At 69.4% G+C, this 16,498-nt stretch carries 13 protein-coding genes and 1 riboswitch; of the genes, 6 read left to right on the top strand and 7 right to left on the bottom strand.

Translation table 11 applies throughout. The features are described 5' to 3' along the window. Positions 1 to 351: 351 nt before the first annotated feature. Positions 352 to 1,437 carry an epi-isozizaene synthase gene (gene cyc1 / locus ACZ4SW_RS24910; RefSeq protein ID WP_468249800.1) on the top strand — a complete coding sequence of 362 codons (1,086 nt, stop codon included), beginning with the start codon at positions 352 to 354 and terminating at the stop codon, positions 1,435 to 1,437. After that, positions 1,434 to 2,798: a bifunctional albaflavenone monooxygenase/terpene synthase gene (locus tag ACZ4SW_RS24905; protein ID WP_468249794.1), complete on the top strand. Its 1,365-nt coding sequence runs from the start codon at positions 1,434 to 1,436 to the stop codon at positions 2,796 to 2,798. The genes cyc1 and ACZ4SW_RS24905 overlap by 4 nt, the downstream gene beginning before the upstream one ends. A 21-nt stretch (positions 2,799 to 2,819) precedes the next feature. Here ACZ4SW_RS24905 and ACZ4SW_RS24900 read toward each other — a convergent pair whose 3' ends face one another. The 7 genes from ACZ4SW_RS24900 to ACZ4SW_RS24870 form a co-directional block, all read right to left on the bottom strand. Next, positions 2,820 to 3,782, bottom strand: coding sequence for a GlxA family transcriptional regulator (locus ACZ4SW_RS24900; protein ID WP_468249788.1), 963 nt, complete (start codon positions 3,780 to 3,782; stop codon positions 2,820 to 2,822). A gap of 212 nt (positions 3,783 to 3,994) precedes the next feature. After that, positions 3,995 to 5,014, bottom strand: a complete 1,020-nt coding sequence (locus ACZ4SW_RS24895; protein ID WP_468249783.1) for a ribonucleotide-diphosphate reductase subunit beta — start codon at positions 5,012 to 5,014, stop codon at positions 3,995 to 3,997. Further along, positions 5,014 to 7,425 carry a ribonucleoside-diphosphate reductase subunit alpha gene (locus ACZ4SW_RS24890; protein WP_468249778.1) on the bottom strand — a complete coding sequence of 804 codons (2,412 nt, stop codon included), beginning with the start codon at positions 7,423 to 7,425 and terminating at the stop codon, positions 5,014 to 5,016. Before ACZ4SW_RS24890 ends, ACZ4SW_RS24895 begins: the two co-directional genes overlap by 1 nt. Positions 7,426 to 7,547: 122 nt before the next feature. Continuing rightward, a riboswitch (cobalamin riboswitch) is annotated at positions 7,548 to 7,684 on the bottom strand. A 52-nt stretch (positions 7,685 to 7,736) separates the two neighbouring features. Beyond that, positions 7,737 to 8,243 (bottom strand): GNAT family N-acetyltransferase, encoded by a 507-nt coding sequence (locus ACZ4SW_RS24885; protein WP_468249773.1) that lies wholly within the window; start codon positions 8,241 to 8,243, stop codon positions 7,737 to 7,739. 80 nt (positions 8,244 to 8,323) lie between these two features. Continuing rightward, a complete protein-coding gene (gene mctP / locus ACZ4SW_RS24880; RefSeq protein WP_468249767.1) occupies positions 8,324 to 9,961 on the bottom strand; it encodes a monocarboxylate uptake permease MctP in 1,638 nt (545 codons plus the stop codon). After that, positions 9,958 to 10,224 (bottom strand): DUF3311 domain-containing protein, encoded by a 267-nt coding sequence (locus ACZ4SW_RS24875; protein WP_468249762.1) that lies wholly within the window; start codon positions 10,222 to 10,224, stop codon positions 9,958 to 9,960. Before ACZ4SW_RS24875 ends, mctP begins: the two co-directional genes overlap by 4 nt. 129 nt (positions 10,225 to 10,353) lie before the next feature. Then, positions 10,354 to 11,118 carry a GntR family transcriptional regulator gene (locus ACZ4SW_RS24870; protein WP_468249756.1) on the bottom strand — a complete coding sequence of 255 codons (765 nt, stop codon included), beginning with the start codon at positions 11,116 to 11,118 and terminating at the stop codon, positions 10,354 to 10,356. A gap of 421 nt (positions 11,119 to 11,539) precedes the next feature. Between ACZ4SW_RS24870 and ACZ4SW_RS24865 the strand changes: the two genes are divergently transcribed. The 4 genes from ACZ4SW_RS24865 to ACZ4SW_RS24850 all read left to right on the top strand — a co-directional run bounded on the left by ACZ4SW_RS24865 (position 11,540) and on the right by ACZ4SW_RS24850 (position 16,326). After that, a complete protein-coding gene (locus tag ACZ4SW_RS24865) occupies positions 11,540 to 12,817 on the top strand; it encodes an extracellular solute-binding protein (protein WP_468249751.1) in 1,278 nt (425 codons plus the stop codon). 148 nt (positions 12,818 to 12,965) lie between these two features. Further along, positions 12,966 to 13,958: a carbohydrate ABC transporter permease gene (locus ACZ4SW_RS24860; RefSeq protein WP_468249746.1), complete on the top strand. Its 993-nt coding sequence runs from the start codon at positions 12,966 to 12,968 to the stop codon at positions 13,956 to 13,958. A gap of 5 nt (positions 13,959 to 13,963) precedes the next feature. After that, positions 13,964 to 14,824, top strand: a complete 861-nt coding sequence (locus ACZ4SW_RS24855; RefSeq protein ID WP_468249740.1) for a carbohydrate ABC transporter permease — start codon at positions 13,964 to 13,966, stop codon at positions 14,822 to 14,824. A gap of 8 nt (positions 14,825 to 14,832) precedes the next feature. Further along, the gene (locus ACZ4SW_RS24850; RefSeq protein ID WP_468249735.1) at positions 14,833 to 16,326 is read left to right on the top strand and encodes a glycoside hydrolase family 3 protein; all 1,494 of its coding nucleotides are present in this window, start codon (positions 14,833 to 14,835) and stop codon (positions 16,324 to 16,326) included. The last annotated feature ends 172 nt before the right edge of the window (positions 16,327 to 16,498 follow it).

Here is a 16,498-nt window from a genome sequence, read left to right as displayed (position 1 = left end):
AAGGGGAAAGAAAACACGCCCCCGCCCCTCGGGGGGGACAAACAACCGCCCCTCCCCCCCCCCCCCCCCCCCCCTCCCCCCCCCCCCCCCCCCCCCCCCCCCCCCGGCGCCGTTCACGTAGGTGACGCGTTCATGTGTGCGTCGCACATTCGATCCCTTGTACGCATGAACTGATCCGGAATCAGTCATGGAAGGGGAGAATCTCGGCACTGTACGGGATGGGTAGAGCAAATCCGTTCCCATGTCGGTCAGTTGTGGTGCTGAATGGAATGCGCGGGACAACGCGACGGCGGTGCGCCCGGCACGACGGAGGGGGCGCGGCGTCAACCGGCCGCTGAGAGGGGTTTGTTCGTGCCAGCTTTCCCACACAGCACTTCACCGACGGCGACCGCGGTCGCGGTTCCACCGGCGCTCCGACTGCCGGTGGTCGAGGCCGCGTTTCCCCGTCGACTGCACCCGTATTGGCCCCGCCTGCAGGAGAAGACACGTTCCTGGCTGCTGGAAAAGCGGCTCATGCCGGCGGACAAGGTCGAGGAATATGCCGACGGACTGTGCTACACCGACCTCATGGCGGGCTACTACCTCGGCGCCCCGGACGAGGTCCTGCAGGCCATCGCCGACTACAGCGCCTGGTTCTTCGTCTGGGACGACCGCCACGACCGGGACGTCGTGCACCGCCGCTCCGCCGCCTGGGGCAGGCTGAGGTCCGGGCTGCACGCGGCACTGGACTCCCCCGGGGACCATCTGCACCACCAGGATCCCCTGGTCGCCGGTTTCGCGGACAGCGTGCTGCGGTTGTACTCGTTCCTCGGCCCCACGTGGAACGCCCGCTTCGCCCGGCACTTCCACGCGGTGATCGAGGCGTACGACCGGGAGTTCCGCAACCGCATCCTGGGACGCGTCCCCACGGTGGACGCCTACCTCGAACTCCGCCGGCTCACCTTCGCACACTGGATCTGGACGGACCTGCTGGAGCTGAGTGCCGAGTGTGAACTCCCGGAACACGTCAGGAAACACCCCGCATACCGGCGGGCGGCGCTGCTGAGCCAGGAATTCGCCGCCTGGTACAACGACCTCTGTTCGCTCCCCAAGGAAATCGCGGGGGACGAGGTCCACAACCTCGGAATCAGTCTCATCCAGCATGAGGGACTGACGCTCGAAGAAGCCGTCAGAGAAATGCGGCGGCGGATCGAACAATGCGTCACCGATTTCGTCGCCGCCGAAAAGGCGGCACTTCGGTTCGCCGACACCCTCACGGACGGAACAGTGCGGGGAAAGGAACTCGGCATCGCGGTCAGGGCGATCGTCGCGAACATGAGGAACTGGTTCAGCACCGTGTACTGGTTCCATCACGAGTCCGGCCGGTACAGGGTCGACAACTGGGACGACCGGTCGACACCCCCGTACGTCGACAACGAAGCGGCAGGTGAGAAATGACCCTGGAATCGGTCAGGCCCCGGGCACCCATGGAGTCGCGTGTTCCGCCGCTCGCCGCGGGCGGCGTCCCCGGCCTGGGACACGGCTGGAAACTGGCCCGCGATCCGCTCGGCTTCCTGTCCCGGCTGCGCGACGACGGCGACGTCGTACGGCTCAGGCTCGGCCCCAAGACCCTGTACGCGGTCTCCAGCCCGGAACTCGCCGGCGCCCTCGCCCTCAGCACCGACTTCCAGATCGGCGGGGCGCTGTGGGAGTCCCTCGAGGACCTGCTCGGCAAGCAGGGCGTGGCCACCAGCAACGGGCCGCTGCACAGGCGCCAGCGGCGGGCCATCCAGCCCGCCTTCCGGCTCGAGGCCATCCCCGCCTACGGCCCGATCATGGCCGAGGAGGCCCACGCGCTCGTGGAACGCTGGCGCTCCGGCGCGGACCTCGACGTCACCACAGAGGCCTTCCGCGTCGCCGTCCGCGTCGCCACCCGCTGCCTGATGCGCGGCGGTTACATGGACGCCCGGGCCGAGCGGATCTGCGCCGCCCTCGCCACCCTGTTCAGCGGTATGTACCAGCGCATGGTCCTGCCCCTGGGCCCGCTTTATCGTCTGCCGCTGCCCGCCAACCGCGAATTCAACCGGGCATTGGCCGATCTGCATCTCCTGGTCGACGAGATCGTGGCCGACCGCCGGGCCTCCGGTCAAAAGCCGGACGATTTGCTGACGGCTTTGCTGGAAGCGAAGGACGATAATGGCGAGGCCATCGGGGAACAGGAGATCCACGATCAGGTCGTCGCCATCATCACCGCCGGCAGCGAAACCGTCGGCTCCATGATCATGTCGCTCCTGAAGGTCCTCGCCGAGCGTCCGGCTCAGGGCGACAAGATCCGTGACGAGGTGAAAACCGTCGTGGGGGACCGGCCGGTCGCATTCGAGGACGTCCGGAAACTGACGTACACCGCGCACGTCATCCTCGAGACGATGCGTTTGCATCCCGCCGTATGGATACTGACGCGTCGGGCGGTCGCCGACACGGAGCTCGGCGGGTACCGCATTCCGGCCGGGGCCGACGTCGTCTACAGCCCGTACGCGATCCAGCGGGATCCGCGGTCCTACCGGCGGCACCTCGAGTTCGACCCCGACCGCTGGCTCCCCGAGCGGGCCAAGGAGGTCCCCAAGTACGCGATGACCCCCTTCGGCGTCGGCAACCGGAAGTGCCCGGGCGACCACTTCTCGATGGCCGAACTCACGCTCCTCACCGCGGCGATGGCCTCCGCCTACCGCTTCGAACACGCCCCCGGGTCCGAGCCCGGGCCCCGCATCGGCATCACGCTGCGCCCACGCCGCCTGCTGCTGAGGGCCCTGCCCCGGTGACCACCCGCACCGGACGCACGTTCAGGCGGCCCGTGGGCCCCTGAACGTGCGCCGGTACGCGTTCGGCGTCGTGCCCAGGGCACGCACGAACTGGTGGCGCAGGGCCGCCGCCGTGCCGAAGCCGGTGCGGTCGGCGATCGCGTCCACCGTCTCGTCGGTGCGCTCCAGCAACTCCTGTGCCAGCAGCACCCGTTGACGCAGGAGCCATCGGTACGGGGTGGTTCCGGTCTCCTGCTGGAAGCGCCGGGCGAAGGTGCGCGGAGACATGTGGGCGCGGGCGGCGAGCTGCTCCACGGTCACCTCCTGATCGAGGTGGCGCTCCATCCACACCAGCACCTCGGCGACCGTGTCGCACCGCGACCGCGGCAGGGGCCGCTCGATGTACTGGGCCTGGCCGCCGTCGCGGTGCGGCGGCACCACCATGCGCCGGGCGATCCCGTTGGCGACCTCCGGGCCCTGCTCCTTGCGCACGATGTGCAGGCAGGCGTCGATTCCGGCGGCCGTGCCCGCCGATGTGATCACCGGGTCCTCGTCCACGTACAGCACGTCCGGCTCGACGACCGCCCGGGGATACCGCCGGGCCAGCTCCTCCGCGTGCCGCCAGTGCACCGCGCAACGGCGCCCGTCGAGCAGCCCCGCCGCGCCCAGCACGAAGACACCGGAACACACGCTGAGCACCCGGGTGCCGCGCTCGGCGGCCCGGCGCAGGGCGTCCAGCAGCTCGGGCGGGTAGGTGCGGGCCGCGTAGGCGTTCCCGGCCGGTACGGCGATGAGGTCGGCCTCCTCCAGCCGCTCCAGTCCGTACGGCGTGGACACGGTGAACCCGCAGTGGGTGCCGAGCACGGGCCCCTCCGCGGAGGCGACGGCGAAGTCGTAGACGGGAAGTCCCTCGTCGCTGCGGTCGATGCCGAACACCTCGCAGACGACGCCGAGTTCGAAGGGATGCACGCCGTCGAGGAGGACGGCGACCACGTTCTTCAGCATGTCCGCAGTGTGCCCGGGAAGTGGCAGTAATTCGAGGGTGCGCGACAGTCCTGCCACTGTCATGAGTGTTCAGCGAGCATGATGCTTACTCGTATGAAGGAACTCATGGAATACGCGGTCGTGCTGGCTCTCTTCGTCCTCCTGGCTGGTCCGGCGCTCGTGGGGCACTTCCACGAGCGCCGGATCGACCGCCAGTTGGAGGCGGCTCAGGCTCAGAAGTCCTCGTCCAGGTCGACGGTGCCCTCCACCGCGACCTGGTACGCCGAGGGACGCCGCTCGAAGAAGTTGGTCAGCTCCTGAACGCCCTGCAGCTCCATGAAGGCGAAGGGGTTCTCCGAGCCGTACACCGGGGCGAAGCCGAGGCGGGCGAGGCGTTGGTCGGCGACGCACTCCAGGTACTGCCGCATCGAGTCGGTGTTCATGCCCGGGAGGCCGTCACCGCACAGGTCGCGGGCGAACTGCAGCTCGGCCTCGACGGCCTCCCGCAGCATGTCGGTGACCTGCCGCTGGAGCTCGTCGTCGAAGAGGTCCGGCTCCTCCTTGCGGACGGTGTCCACGACGTCGAAGGCGAACGACATGTGCATCGTCTCGTCGCGGAACACCCAGTTGGTGCCGGTGGCCAGGCCGTGCAGCAGGCCCCGGCTGCGGAACCAGTAGACGTACGCGAAGGCGCCGTAGAAGAACAGTCCCTCGATGCAGGCGGCGAAGCAGATCAGGTTGAGCAGGAAGCGCCGGCGGTCGGCCCTGGTCTCCAGGCGGTCGATCTCCTCCACGGAGTCCATCCACCTGAAGCAGAACTCGGCCTTCTCGCGGATGGAAGGGATGTTCTCCACGGCCGCGAAGGCCGCCGCCCGGTCGTCCGGGTCCGGAAGGTAGGTGTCCAGGAGCGTCAGGTAGAACTGGACGTGGACGGCCTCCTCGAAGAGCTGTCGGCTGAGGTAGAGCCGGGCCTCGGGGGAGTTGATGTGTTTGTAGAGGGTCAGCACCAGGTTGTTCGCGACGATCGAGTCGCCCGTCGCGAAGAAGGCCACGAGGCGGCCGATCAGGTGCTGCTCGCCCGGGGTGAGCTTGGCGAGGTCGGCGACGTCCGAGTGGAGATCGACCTCCTCCACGGTCCAGGTGTTCTTGATGGCGTCCCGGTAGCGCTCGTAGAAGTCGGGGTAGCGCATGGGGCGCAGGGTCAGCTCGAAGCCCGGGTCGAGGAGGTTGGTGTTACGGGTGGTGCTGGTCATTACTGGCAGGCCTCGCAGGACTCGGGGTTCTCAAGGGAGCAGGCGACCGCGTCGGGGTCGGCGACCTGCTGGACGGGGACGGTCTTCCGGGCCTGCGCCCGGCCCTGGGCGGCGCGGGCGATACGGGTCGCCGGGCGGGAGCGCAGGTAGTACGTCGTCTTCAGGCCCTGCTTCCAGGCGTACGCGTACATCGAGGAGAGCTTGCCGATGGTCGGCGTCTCCATGAACAGGTTCAGCGACTGGGCCTGGTCCAGGAACGGGGTGCGCGCGGCGGCCATGTCGATCAGGCCGCGCTGCGGGATCTCCCAGGCCGTGCGGTACAGCGCCCGTACGTCGGCCGGGATCCAGGCGAAGTCCTGCACCGAGCCGTTCGATTCGCGCAGCGCCTCACGGGTCCGGGCGTCCCACACGCCCAGCTCCTTCAGGTCCTTCACCAGGTAGGAGTTGACCTGCAGGAACTCCCCGGACAGTGTCTCGCGCTTGAACAGGTTGGAGACCTGCGGCTCGATGCACTCGTACGCGCCGGCGATCGAGGCGATGGTGGCGGTGGGGGCGATGGCCAGCAGCAGCGAGTTGCGCATGCCGACCGACGCGATCCGCTCCCGCAGTGCCGCCCAGCGCTCCGGCCAGGTGAACTCGACGCCGTAGTGGTCCGGGTGCAGCACACCGCGGGCCGTGCGGGTCTTCTCCCAGGCCGGCAACGGGCCGATGGGGGTCCCCCCTGCACCGGAGCTTGTCGTAGGTGCTTGGGGGCGCTCGGCGAGGTCCGCGGAGGCCTCGTACGCGGCGAGCATGATGCGCTCGGCGATCCGCGTGGACAGGGCCTTGGCCCCGGGGGAGTCGAAGGGCAGCCGGAGCTTGAAGAAGACGTCCTGCAGGCCCATCACGCCGAGGCCGACGGGACGCCACTTGGCGTTGGAGCGGGCCGCCTGCTCGGTCGGGTAGAAGTTGATGTCCACGACGCGGTCGAGGAAGGTGACGGCGGTGCGGACGGCGGCGTCCAGCCGCTCCCAGTCCATGTCGCCGTCGGCCGCGAACGCGCCGAGGTTGACGGACCCGAGGTTGCAGACCGCGGTCTCCCCGTCGTCCGTGACCTCCAGGATCTCCGTGCAGAGGTTGGAGGAGTGGATGACGTGGCCCGGCTCGGCCGTCTGGTTGGCGGTGCGGTTGGCGGCGTCCTTGAAGGTCATCCAGCCGTTGCCGGTCTGCGCGAGGGTGCGCATCATGCGGCCGTACAGGTCCCGGGCGGGGATCGTCTTCCTGGCGAGTCCCGCCGCCTCGGCCCTGCGGTAGGCGGCGTCGAACTCCTCGCCCCACAGGTCGACCAGCTCGGGCACGTCCGAGGGGGAGAACAGCGACCACTGCCCGTCGGCGTCGACCCGGCGCATGAACTCGTCCGGGATCCAGTGGGCCAGGTTCAGGTTGTGGGTGCGGCGGGCGTCCTCGCCGGTGTTGTCCCGCAGCTCCAGGAACTCCTCGATGTCCGAGTGCCAGGTCTCCAGGTAGACGGCGGCGGCACCCTTGCGCCGGCCGCCCTGGTTCACGGCGGCGACCGAGGCGTCGAGGGTCTTCAGGAACGGCACGATCCCGTTGGAGTGTCCGTTGGTGCCGCGGATCAGGGAGCCGCGGGAGCGGATGCGGGAGAAGGCGATGCCGATCCCGCCGGCGTGCTTGGAGAGGCGGGCGACCTGGTGGTAGCGCTCGTAGAGGGAGTCCAGCTCGTCCTTCGGGGAGTCGAGGAGGTAGCAGGACGACATCTGGGGGTGCCGGGTACCGGAGTTGAAGAGGGTGGGGGAGGAGGGGAGGTAGTCGAGGCGGCTCATGAGCCCGTACAGCGCGGCGACTTCGTCCACGGACCGGGGGCTGTCGTCCTCGGCGAGGCCGGAGGCGACGCGGAGCATGAAGTGCTGGGGCGTCTCGATGACCTTGCGGGTGATCGGGTGCCGCAGGAGGTAGCGGCTGTGCAGGGTGCGCAGGCCGAAGTAGCCGAAGCGGTCGTCGGCGTCCCCGTCGACGAGGGCGTCGAGACGGTCGGCGTGCAGGCGTACGAACGCGGCGGTGCGGTCCGCGATGAGCCCTTCCCGGTGGCCGACGGCGATGGACCCGGTGAACGACGTGACGCCCTGGGAGGCGGCCTCGGCGCGGATGCCGATGGTCAGCAGGCGGGCGGCCAGCTTCGAGTAGGCGGGGTCCTCGGAGATGAGGCCGGCGGCCGCCTCCGTGGCCAGCTCGCGCAGCTCGGCCTCGTCGGCGCGGGCGGACCGGCCGCGCAGCGCGGCGGCGGCCACCCGGCCGGGGTCGGCGTCGGGGAGGTCGGCGGTGAGCTCGGTCAGGGTCCGCAGCAGCGCGGCACCGGGACCGTCGGTTTCTACGCCCGCGGCTGAAGCCGGATCGGCTGGCGCGATGGTCACGTGGGGCTCTCCCTCGCTCGGCAGGGGGCCCGGTGGAGGGCAGGGGGCAGCTCACGAGCGCACGCGGCGTCGCGTCCACCGGCCCATTCCACGAGGCCCGGACGTCAGGCACCCGGACCGGACGGCCGGGCGCACTGTCGGCAGGTCCTCGGACTGACGCTCGTACGACGGTATGCGGGCATACGTGTACGAGTACACCGTTGCGGGACAGTTCCGGATTCGCACCGGATTCCCCTGCGGCGACAGCGAGCATGAGCATACATCTTGTGCCGGGTCGCGGCGCCACCCCCAGATGTTGTGTCGCAGCGTTGTCAGAGTGCCAACTCGTAGGTGAGCAGAGTGATGTCGTCGAGATCGGGGAGAGGATTCCAGTCCCGCTCGGGTGTACGGACGAAGCCCAGACGTTTGTAGATGCGGTGGGCGGTGCGCATGGTGGACTGGGTCGACAGGACGATCCGTACACAGCCGTCCGTGGCCCGCGCGCGGTCGACGCAGGCCCGGACGAGGGCCTCCCCGACGCCCCGGCCGCGCGCGGCGTGCGCCACCGCGAGCATCCGTATCTCGGCCTCCCCCGGTCCGGCGATGTCGGCCATGGGGCCGCCGGCCGGTACGAAGGTGACGCCGCCGAGCACACTCCCGTCCGCCACCGCCACCAGTACCTCTGCCGCGGCCGCCCGCCGTGCCACGTCCTTCAGTTCGCCGAGGTAGGCGTCGCTCTCGCCGAAGTCGAGCAGGCCGTCCCGGAGGTAGGCCCGGGCGGTGATCTCGCCGAGCGTGTCGTACTCGTCCCGGGCCGCCCGCCGGATGGTGAAGTCCATGGGCCGAGTGTGCCGGACGGGTACGACAACGGGCCGCCGGATTTCCTCCGACGGCCCGCTGACCCGCGTGCGACGTGGACTCAGTGCGAGGCGCCCGCCGTGGCCGGCGGCAGCTCCACCTGCACCCCCGGGTCGCCCGCGTCCGCCGTGTAGTCCTCCGGCTTCGTCTCGTCGATGCCCTCGGGGGCCTTGAACGCCCTCAGGGCGAAGGTCAGGACCACCGCCACCGCCACGTTCAGGACGAAGGCCGTGAGGCCGATGTAGCCCATCTCGCCGATGCCCGGGATCATCGCGTTGGACCCGCCGAAGTGCTTCTGGGCCGGGTTGGTCGGGGAAGCGACGTCGTATGCGGCGACCGTGCCGTAGACCATGCCCACCGCCCAGCCCGCCAGCAGCGCCCAGCGGTGGAACCAGCGCGTGAACAGGCCGCCGACCAGAGCGGGGAAGGTCTGCAGGATCCAGATGCCGCCCAGCAGCTGGAAGTTGATGGCGACGGTCTTGTCCATCGTCAGGACGAAGACGAGCGCGCCCACCTTCACCAGCAGCGACACGATCTTGGAGACCCGGGTCTCCTCCTTGGCCGTGGCGTTCGGCTTGATGAAGTCCTTGTAGATGTTGCGCGTGAAGAGGTTCGCGGCGGCGATCGACATGATCGCCGCGGGCACCAGAGCGCCGATGCCGATCGCCGCGAAGGCCACGCCCGTGAACCAGTCCGGGAACATGTCCTCGAACAGCTGCGGAATCGCCAGCTGCCCGTTCTTCACCTTCACGCCCGCGGCGATCGCCATGAAGCCGAGCAGCGCCAGCAGGCCCAGCATCAGCGAGTACAGCGGCAGGATCGTGGTGTTGCGGCGGATCACCTCACGGCTGCGTGAGGACAGCGTCGCGGTGATCGAGTGCGGGTACATGAACAGCGCGAGCGCCGATCCGAGTGCCAGCGTCCCGTACGTCCACTGGGTCGCCTCGGCCGGAGCCAGCGCGCCGCGCGGCTTGCCGGTCACCGGGTTGACCTGCGCGAACGCGTGACCCGCCTTCGCGAAGACGTCGTCGAAGCCGCCCAGCTTGATCGGGATGTAGATGATCGCGACCGCGATGACGATGTAGATCAGCGCGTCCTTCACGAACGCGATCAGCGCGGGCGCCCTCAGCCCCGACGAGTACGTGTACGCGGCCAGGACACCGAAGGCGATCAGCAGCGGCAGGTCCTTCACGAACCAGTTGGTGTTCTCGCCGCCGCCCACGCCCATCACGTCAAGCACGGCCTGGATGCCCACCAGTTGCAGCGCGATGTACGGCATCGTCGCCAGGATGCCGGTGAGCGCCACCGCCAGCGAAAGGCCCTTCGAACCGAACCGGCCGCGCACGAAGTCCGAGGTGGTGACGTACCCGTGCCGGTGCGAGACGGACCACAGGCGCGGCAGGAAGGTGAAGATCAGCGGGTACACGAGGATGGTGTAGGGCACCGCGAAGAAGCCCGAGGCGCCCGCCGCGTAGATCGCCGCCGGCACGGCCACGAACGTGTAGGCCGTGTACAGGTCTCCGCCCAGCAGGAACCAGGTGATCCAGGTGCCGAAGGACCGGCCGCCGAGCCCCCATTCGTCGAGACTGTGCTCGTTCTCGGCCCTGCGCCAGCGCGCCGCCAGGAAGCCCATGACGGTGACGGCCAGGAAGAAGAAGATGAAGACGCCGAGCGCGACGCCGTTCACGCCGTCCTTCACTGCGACGCACCCCCCTTCTGGCCCGCGCGGGAGCGCTGGTCACGCTGCCACAGCTTGTACGCGAACATCGTCAGCGCCGTGGAGATGAGCACCCACAGCATCTGGTACCAGTAGAAGAACGGGATGCCGATGAACGTCGGGTCCGTCTTGGCGTACGAGCCGACCCACAGCATCGCGACGAAGGGTGCTACGAGGCAGAGGGCGATGACGACGCGTACCGGCGTCACCACCGCCGCTCTGGCTGCATCTGGCTGATCGGACATGCGGCTCCGTCCCCTCACTGGTCACCTGTGTGCCTGTGTAATGCGCAGGCAATGTAGGTGACCTCGTCAGGAAAGCGGAAGCCCTCGTCCGAATATCGGTCCTGAGCAGGCCCGCACAGCGCTACGGGTTCACTCCGCGGGCCGCTTCAGCCGGGCCACGAACTTGTAGCGGTCCCCGCGGTAGACGGACCGCACCCACTCCACCGGCTTGCCCTCGCGATCCAGTGAGTGGCGGGAGAGCATCAGCATCGGCAGGCCCACGTCCGTGCCGAGCAGACCCGCCTCGCGCGGGGTGGCCAGCGAGGTCTCGATGGTCTCCTCGGCCTCCGCGAGATGGACGTCGTACACCTCCGCGAGCGCCGTGTAGAGGGAGGTGTACTTCACCAGCGACCGGCGCAGCGCCGGAAAGCGCTTGGCGGACAGGTGCGTCGTCTCGATCGCCATCGGCTCGCCGCTCGCCAGCCGCAGCCGCTCGATGCGCAGCACGCGGCCGCCGGCGGAGATGTCGAGCAGCCCGGCGAGCGTGTCGTCGGCCGTGACGTAGCCGATGTCCAGCAGCTGCGAGGTCGGTTCGAGGCCCTGCGCGCGCATGTCCTCCGTGTAAGAGGTCAGTTGCAGCGCCTGGGACACCTTCGGCTTGGCGACGAACGTGCCCTTGCCCTGGATGCGCTCGAGCCGCCCCTCGACGACCAGTTCCTGCAGCGCCTGGCGCACCGTCGTGCGGGAGGTGTCGAACTCCGCGGCCAGCGTGCGTTCGGGCGGCACCGGTGTCCCCGGCGGCAGCGTCTCCGTCATGTCGAGCAGATGCTTCTTCAGACGGTAGTACTTGGGCACGCGCGCGGTGCGGACGGTCGCCCCGCCCTCGCTCTCCGCACTGCTGACGTCGGTGCTCATGCTCTGCCTTCCCGGCTCCGGATGCCGAAGCGACCGACGGTCCGTCGGCCACGGCTCACATCGTGGCACGGCTGCATGGGGAGCAGAGCCCCACGCTCCGTGATCCCCGTTCCACGGACGGGGATCCCCTCTGTATACCGTCGGCACCCCCTCTGGTCTAGTCCACCCTGTCGAAGTGGTCCAGTCGCGGCCGCCTCCATCCGGGTGCCCGTTTTGCTGGGTTATTACTTAAAGGTCCTTTCATATGTAGGTCGCATAACGAACGCTCTGAGCGGCCCGAACGCCCTTGACGGGCCTATTGGTCTGAGCCAAGCTCCCCGTACTGGTCTACACCATTGGTCCAGGTCCCGGCCCCACGGGCGGTGCGCGTCGTCACGCCGCGGGGACAAGGGGGGTTTGTGGCATCCCTGAGGAGGATGGCGTGAAGCGCAAACTGACAGTCGCGATCGGTATCGCGGGCATGATGGTCTCCGTCGCGGCGTGCGGGGGCGGCAACTCCGGGTCGAGTTCGGGGGCGGACGCCAAGGAGCTCACCGTCTGGCTGACGGTCGACGCCCAGAACAACTGGCCGGCGCTGGTGAAGGCCGCCGACGACGCGGTGCTGAAGAAGCACCCGGGCCTGAAGATCAAGCACGAGTACTACGGCTGGCCCGACAAGAACACCAAGCTCGACGCCGTCCTCGCCACCGACAAGGCACCCGACGTGGTCGAGATGGGCAACACCGAGATGCTCGGCTACATGGTCAAGGGCGCCTTCGCCCCCGTGGACCCGGCGAAGTTCGACAACTCCGCCCAGTGGCTGGACGGCCTGAAGGCCTCCGTGACGTACGACGGCAAGACGTACGGAGTCCCGTACTACGCCGGCGGCCGCGTCGCCAACTGGCGCAAGGACATCGCCGCTTCGGTCGGCGTCAAGACGCCCCCGAAGACGTACCAGGAGCTGACCGCCGACCTGGACAAGATCCAGAAGAAGGAGGGCAGCGGGTTCAGCGCCTGGTACCAGCCCACGCGCGACTGGTACGCGGCCATGTCCTTCGTCTACGACGCCGGCGGCTCCATCGCCAAGCAGGAGGGCGGCCAGTGGAAGGCCAACCTCTCCTCGCCCGAGTCCCTCAAGGGCCTCAACGAGTTCAAGACGGTCATCGACAAGTACATGCACGGCGACAAGACCAAGGACGAGTCCGACCGGTACATCGTCTACGGCCAGGGCAAGTCCGCCATGATCTTCGCCGCCGCCTGGGAAGGCGCGACGGCCGCCGACCCCAAGAACGACAAGACCGGCAAGCTCAAGGACAACCTCCAGAACTTCGTCATGCCCGGCCCGTCCGGCAAGAACATGCCGGTCTTCCTCGGCGGTTCGGACCTCGCGATCCCGGTGAAGTCCAAGGCGCCGGCGCTGGCCGCCGAGTGGATCAACGCGTTCACCGGATCGCAGGGCCAGAAGGGCCTCATCGCCAAGGGCAACCTGCCCAACAACAAGGCCGACCTCGCCACCCTGAAGAGCGACCCGGCGACGGCGGTCCCGGCCATCGCGGCCGAGTCCAACTGGTTCGTCCCGATGGCGCCGGGCTGGGGCCAGGTCGAGAAGGCGCAGGTCCTGCAGACGATGCTGCAGGACATCGGCACCGGCAAGAAGTCGGTCGAGGCCGCCGCGAAGGACGCGGACGCCGCGATCGACAAGGTCATCAACACCAAGTGAGCCGACGGCAGGGCCCCGTGGAACCCCGGGGGGTGTTCGGGGAGGGGCCCTGCGTCTCGTACGGCCGTGGGGGCGGGGCTGCCGTCCTCCTGCGACCGTGCGGGGTTTCGTCTTAGTACGACCTCCAGGGACCGCTGAGGAGCGCGCGATGAGTGCCGCAGACACGACCACCCCTGCCAAGGTGCCGCCGCAGCGGCCGGCGCCGCCACCACCGGGTGCCCTGCCCACACGGCCACGCAGAGGGCGGGCGCCGGGCGGTGCCGCCGTCCCCTGGGCGCTGCTCGCCCCCTGTCTGCTGGTCCTCGCCGTGGTGATGGGCTATCCGCTGGTCCGCCTGGTGACCCTGTCCTTCCAGAAGTTCGGCCAGTCCCAGCTCTGGGGTTTCCAGCCGGCCGAGTCGGTCGGCTTCGCGAACTTCGGCAATGTGCTCGGGGACGGCGAGTTCTGGGCGGTCGTCGTGCGCACGATCGTCTTCGCGGCCGGCTCGGTCATCTTCACCATGGTCCTCGGCATGCTGATCGCGCTGCTGCTCCAGCGGGTCTCCGGCTGGATGAAGACCATGATCAACATCGTGCTGGTGGCGAGCTGGGGCATGCCCGTCATCGTCGCCACCACCGTCTTCAAATGGCTCTTCGACTCGGACTACGGCATCCTCAACGCCCTGCTCAGCAAGCTGCCAGGCGTCCATCTGGTCGGCCACAACTGGTTCGCCAGCGGACCGCAGGGCCTGGCCGTGATCATGCTCCTCGTGGTGTGGGGCGCCGTCCCGTTCGTCGTCATCACGCTCGGCGCAGGCCTCACGCAGGTACCGAAGGAGCTGGAGGAGGCGGCCCGGCTCGACGGCGCGGGCTCCCGGGGCGTCTTCCGCCACGTCACCCTTCCGATCCTGAAGCCGATCATCGTGATGCTCACGACCCTCTCCGTCATCTGGGACATGGGCGTCTTCCCGCAGGTCTTCGTGATGCGCGGCGGCCACCCCGAAGCCGAGTTCCAACTGCTCACCACGTACTCGTACGACCGGGCGTTCGTGGTCAACGACTACGGCCAGGGCTCCGCGATCGCCCTCATCACCGTGCTGTTGCTGCTCGGTGTCGTCGCCGTCTACATGCGCCAGATGCTGAAGATCGGAGAAGTCGAATGAGCGTCATGAGCGCGACGACGCCCACCGGGCGCGCCCCGACGCGCCGCCGGACCAGGTCCCGGCTCGGCTGGAACCTCCTCGGCCTGCTCGTCTTCCTCACCGCGGGCTTCCCCGTCTACTGGATGATCGACACGGCGGTCAAACCGGCGAAGGACGCCATCGACCCGAACCCGAGCCTGCTGCCCACGGGCCTCACCCTGGACAACTTCCGCCGGGCGCTGGCCATCGCCGACTTCTGGGGACCGGTCGGCCGCAGCCTGGTGGTGTCGCTGTCGGTGGTCGCGATCGGCATCGTGGTCGGCATGCTGGCCGCGCTCGCCATCTCCCGGTTCGCCTTCCGCGGCCGGAAGATCGTGATCGTGGGCATCCTGGCGGTCCAGATGATCCCGATCGTCGCCATGATCATCCCGGTCTTCCTGCTGCTCAACGACCTCGGCCAGTACGACAAACTGTCCGGCCTGATCATCACCTACCTGACCTTCATCCTCCCGTTCACGGTGTGGACGCTGCGCGGCTTCATCGTCAACATCCCGCGCGAACTGGAGGAGGCCGCCATGGTGGACGGCTGCTCGCGCACGGGCGCCTTCCTGCGCGTGGTCTTCCCGCTGCTCGCCCCGGGCCTGGTCGCCACCTCGGTGTACGGCTTCATCCAGGCGTGGAACGAGTACCTGTACGCCCTGATGCTGATGAGCCAGCAGAACCAGACCGCGACCGTCTGGCTCGGCAACTTCACCACCCAGCACGGCACCGAGTACGCCCCGATGATGGCCGGTTCCACGATGATGGCCGTGCCGATCGTCGCGCTCTTCCTCCTCGTCCAGCGCAAGATGGCCGCGGGCCTCACCGCGGGCGCCGTGAAGGGATAACGCCCCCGATGACGACATTCGCCAGCGGTACCGACACCCTCACCCGAGACGCGCTGACGGTCCTGCAGCCCGGATTCACCGGCACCACCGCCCCCGACTGGCTGCTGCGCCGCCTCGGCGAGGGCCTGGCGTCCGTGGGCCTGTTCGGCCGGAACATCACCTCGCCGGAGCAACTCGGCGCCCTGACCGCCCAGTTGCGCGCCGAGCGCGACGACGTGCTCGTGGCCATCGACGAGGAGGGAGGGGACGTCACCCGCCTGGAGGTGCGGACCGGCTCCTCGTTCCCGGGCAACCACGCCCTGGGCGCGGTGGACGACACCGACCTGACCCGCGAGGTGGCGTACGCACTCGGCCGCCGGCTCGCCGAGTGCGGGGTCAACTTCAACTGGGCGCCCTCGGCCGACGTGAACTCCAACCCCGCCAACCCTGTGATCGGCGTACGGTCCTTCGGCGCCGACACCGGCCTGGTGGCCCGTCACACCGCCGCCTACGTCACCGGCCTGCAGTCCGCCGGCATCGCCGCCTGCACCAAGCACTTCCCCGGGCACGGCGACACCGAGGTCGACTCCCACCACGCCCTCCCGCGCATCGACGCGGAGCCCGCCGTGCTCCAGGACCGCGACCTCACCCCGTTCCGCGCGGCGATCGCCGCCGGCACCCGCGCGGTGATGAGCGCGCACATCCTCGTCCCGGCCCTCGACCCGGACCGCCCGGCAACGTTGTCCTCGCGCATCCTGACCGACCTGCTGCGCAGCGAACTCGCCTACGACGGCCTGATCGTCACCGACGGCATGGAGATGCGGGCGATCGCCGGGACGTACGGCATCGAGCGCGGCAGCGTCCTCGCCATCGCGGCCGGCGCGGATGCCATCTGCGTGGGCGGCGGCCTCGCGGACGACGAGACCGTACGACGTCTGCGGGACGCCCTGGTGGCGGCCGTCCGCTCGGGTGAGCTGGCCGAGGAACGGCTCGCCGAGGCGGCGCAGCGCGTACGGGCGCTGGCCCGGTGGACGGCGTCGGCCGCGGCGGACGGCGCCCGCGCACACCGGCCCCCCCTCGCCGACATCGGTCTGCTCGCCGCCCGCCGCGCGCTGACGGTGACCGGCGCGGAGGGCTTCACCCCGCTCACCGAGCCGCCCTACGTGGCAGCCCTCACCCCCGTCGCCAACATCGCGGTGGGCGACGAGACCCCGTGGGGCGTGGCCGCCGAACTGCTCCGCCTGCTTCCCGGCACGGAGACCGGGAGCTTCGCCGGGGAGGCGGCAGGCCGCGCGGCGCTGGCGGCCGCCGGACCGCGGCGGATCGTGGCGGTGGTCCGCGACGAACACCGCCACCCCTGGATGGCTTCCGCCCTGGACATCCTCCTCGCGCAGCGCCCCGACACCATCGTGGTCGAGATGGGCGTCCCCCAGGCCGCTCCCCGCGGCGCCCTGCACATCGCCACCCACGGGGCGGCGCGGGTGTGCGGCCGGGCGGCGGCGGAGGTCATCGCGGGCCGTTGAGCCGTGGCGGGGGGACGCCGGGTCCGGGTGCCGCCCGGGCCCGGCGTCCTCCTTGTGAGGCGTCTTCCTTGTGAGGGGGCTAGTGCTGTGACCGGAAAGGTTCACCGGCTCGCGACGCCCGGCACGGCACCTCGCCGCGTTGTCGCATCACCCGAGTACATCCAGTACGCGG

It is taken from the genome of Streptomyces sp. NPDC028331 (assembly GCF_055565775.1).
Note: the sequence above shows the minus strand (reverse complement) of the source record. Positions and strands in the feature narration are given on the sequence as shown.